Annotated in this window: 5 protein-coding genes; 4 read left to right on the top strand and 1 reads right to left on the bottom strand. The window is 64.1% G+C overall.

Annotated features, from left to right (window positions below; translation table 11 throughout):
• The 4 genes from EN738_RS33530 to EN738_RS33515 all read left to right on the top strand — a co-directional run.
• A partial coding sequence (locus EN738_RS33530) for a 4Fe-4S dicluster-binding protein (protein WP_189606108.1) occupies window positions 1–230 on the top strand: 230 nt, incomplete at its 5' end.
• Window positions 231–341: 111 nt separating this feature from the next.
• Window positions 342–872 carry an Rrf2 family transcriptional regulator gene (locus tag EN738_RS33525; protein ID WP_127287281.1) on the top strand — a complete coding sequence of 177 codons (531 nt, stop codon included), beginning with the start codon at window positions 342–344 and terminating at the stop codon, window positions 870–872.
• A 12-nt stretch (window positions 873–884) separates the two neighbouring features.
• Window positions 885–1,343, top strand: a complete 459-nt coding sequence (locus tag EN738_RS33520; protein WP_127287280.1) for a carboxymuconolactone decarboxylase family protein — start codon at window positions 885–887, stop codon at window positions 1,341–1,343.
• A 64-nt stretch (window positions 1,344–1,407) separates the two neighbouring features.
• On the top strand, window positions 1,408–1,785 hold the full coding sequence (locus tag EN738_RS33515; RefSeq protein ID WP_127287279.1) for a DoxX family protein: 378 nt from the start codon (window positions 1,408–1,410) through the stop codon (window positions 1,783–1,785).
• A 21-nt stretch (window positions 1,786–1,806) separates the two neighbouring features.
• On the opposite strand, the gene EN738_RS33510 is transcribed toward EN738_RS33515, so the two are convergent.
• Window positions 1,807–2,475, bottom strand: a complete 669-nt coding sequence (locus EN738_RS33510) for an SDR family oxidoreductase (protein WP_127287278.1) — start codon at window positions 2,473–2,475, stop codon at window positions 1,807–1,809.
• Between the last annotated feature and the right edge of the window lie 2 nt (window positions 2,476–2,477).

The raw sequence follows: 2,477 nt of genomic DNA, 5'->3' as shown, positions 1-2,477 counted from the left end.
ACCAGGCGATCACCAACATGGTCAATGGCGCAAGGCATTTCGAGGTGATCGAGGCCGAGTGCGTCGGCTGCAATCTCTGCGTCAATGTCTGCCCGGTCGAGGGCTGCATCACCATGGAGCCGCTGGCCGTCGGCGCGATGGACGAGCGCACCGGCAAGCCGGTGTCGCCGGTCTATGCCAACTGGACGACGCACCCGAACAATCCGATGGCCAAGGCGGCGGCGGAATAGGGCAGGTACGCGACGAGAAAAGCGGCATCTTCGGACGCCGCTTTTTCATTTTGCTATTGCAGATAAAAAATATCCACGATAAAAGATATCAATGAACTGGAGCGTGGCATCATGAAACTGGGAGAAGGCGTCGAGGCGGCGATCCACTGCGCCGCGATGCTCGCCGGGGTGGATGGCGCCGCGACCATGCCGGGCGCCGCCTTGGCGGAGGCCTTCGGTGTGTCGCCGAGCTATTTGCTCAAGCATCTCAACATGCTGACGGCCGCGGGCATTCTGGAATCGGTGCCGGGACCGGCCGGCGGCTACCGTCTGGCAAAGCCGTCCGAGCGCATCACGCTGCTCGACATCGTGCTCGCCGTCGAGGGCAGGGAACCTGCCTTCCGCTGCGGCGAGATCCGCCAGCGCGGCCCTGTGCGGCTCGATGCTTCGGCCTATGTGAAGCCATGCGGCATCAATGCCGCGATGCTCAAGGCCGAGCGCGCCTATCGGGCGGCGCTCGCCGAGGTCAGGCTGTCGGCGATCGTGGCGGACTATGTCAGCGAGGCCGATCCGCGCTCGGTCGCGGCGGGCTGCGCCTTCGTTGTCCGCTATCAGCGGCCGCAGAAGGTTCATCCAAACCAAAGTTCCCCCAAGCAAGAGTGAAAGGTAAGAACCATGAAACAGAGGCTGCAATTCTTCGCCAAGGCGCCTGAAATCATGAAGGCGGTGTCGGCGCTCAACAAGGCGGTCGACGAATGCGGGCTGGAGGTGAGCCTGCTGCATCTGATCAAGCTCAGGGCCTCGCAGATCAACGGCTGCTCCTTCTGCGTCGATATGCACAGCCGCGAAGCGCGGCAGGACGGCGAGAGCGAGCAGCGGCTCTATCTCGTCGCCGCCTGGAAGGAATCGCCGCTGTTTTCCGAACGCGAGCGTGCCGCGCTCGCCTGGACCGAAGCGGTGACGAAGATTTCCGAGAACGGCGTCTCGGACGAGCTCTATGCCCGTACGCTCGCGCATTTCTCGGAAGAGGAACTGGTCAAGCTGTCGGTCGCGATCGGCATGATCAACACCTGGAACCGGCTTTGCGTCCCGTTCCAGGCCATTCATCCGACGCAGGCGGCGAAAGCTGCCTGAGCCATCGAGCCAGCGCGCGGGCCGGGAGATCGGCCCCGCGTCTTTTTATCGCGAGATCAATGGCATGTTTGCAAATTTTCAGAACGAGATTCTGCTTGCCGCGCGACTGCTGCTTGGCGGCGCCTTTGTCTTTGCCGGCTTGCGCAACATCCGGAACAGGGCGTTCCTGACCAAATTGATGACCGAACGCGGCGTGCTGCAGGCGGGGCTGGCCCTGTGGCTCGGCATCCTCCTGCAGGTCGTCGCCGGCGGCCTGATCGTGGCGGGCGTCTGGGCCGCGCTTGGCGCTGCTTGCCTTATCCTGTTTCTGGTCGTCGCAACGATCATGTTCGACAATTTCTGGGATCATCAAGGCCCGGAGCGAGCGGCGCGCATCAACGGCTTTGTCGCCAATGTTGCGCTGACCGGTGGGTTCCTTGCGCTGATGGCGCAGCCGCTTTGAGCGCGGCTGCGATTGTCTCCGTCACTCGGCGTATCGCAGGCCACCGTCGCAGGTCAGCACCTGGCCGGTCATGAAGCCGTTGGAGACCAGGAAAGCGATCGCGTCGGCGACGTCCTCGGCGCGGCCGATACGGCCGACGGGCGTCTTGCCGGCATATTCGGCAAAGACCGCCTGCCGCTGGTCGTCCGGCAGGAAATCCCACCACGGCGTGTCGATGACACCCGGAGCCACGACATTGACGCGCAGCGGCTTCAACTCCACGGCGAGGATCGGCGCCACGGTCAAAAGCATGCCGTTGATGGCGCCGATGCCGGCGATGCCGGGCGCGGCGAGCTGTGCCGAAACGGCCGAAATGAAGGTCACTGATCCGTGTTTGCTCAACGTCGGCAGGGCCGCCTGCAGGCAGGAGAGCTGCGGCCGGATCTTTTCGTCGACGCCGCTGCCGATGTCGGCGAGGTCGAGGGTCGCGAACGGCCCAAGACCCTTGCCGCCGCTTGCCGCCAGGACAAGGTGATCGAAATACCCGAGGCCGTCGAAGAAATGCCGGACCTCATCCGGCCTGGTCGCGTCGAAGGCGGCCTTGCCGACGCTGCCGCCAAGGGTCCTCCAGGCGTCCTTGAGCTTGTCCTCGTTGCGGCCGGTGATCGTCACTTTCATGGCGGGACCGACCAGCCGCCTGGCCGTGGCCAAGC

Origin of the sequence: Mesorhizobium sp. M4B.F.Ca.ET.017.02.2.1 (genome assembly GCF_003998955.1) — a bacterium.
Classification (GTDB): Bacteria; Pseudomonadota; Alphaproteobacteria; order Rhizobiales; family Rhizobiaceae; genus Mesorhizobium; species Mesorhizobium abyssinicae.
This window is presented reverse-complemented; position numbering and strand designations above follow the sequence as displayed.

Excerpts from the sequence above, each read along its gene's own strand:
- EN738_RS33525 (WP_127287281.1), top strand. The coding sequence starts at position 342 with ATGAAACTGGGAGAAGGCGTCGAGGCGGCGATCCACTGCGCCGCGATG.
- EN738_RS33520 (WP_127287280.1), top strand. The coding sequence starts at position 885 with ATGAAACAGAGGCTGCAATTCTTCGCCAAGGCGCCTGAAATCATGAAG.
- EN738_RS33515 (WP_127287279.1), top strand. The coding sequence starts at position 1,408 with ATGTTTGCAAATTTTCAGAACGAGATTCTGCTTGCCGCGCGACTGCTG.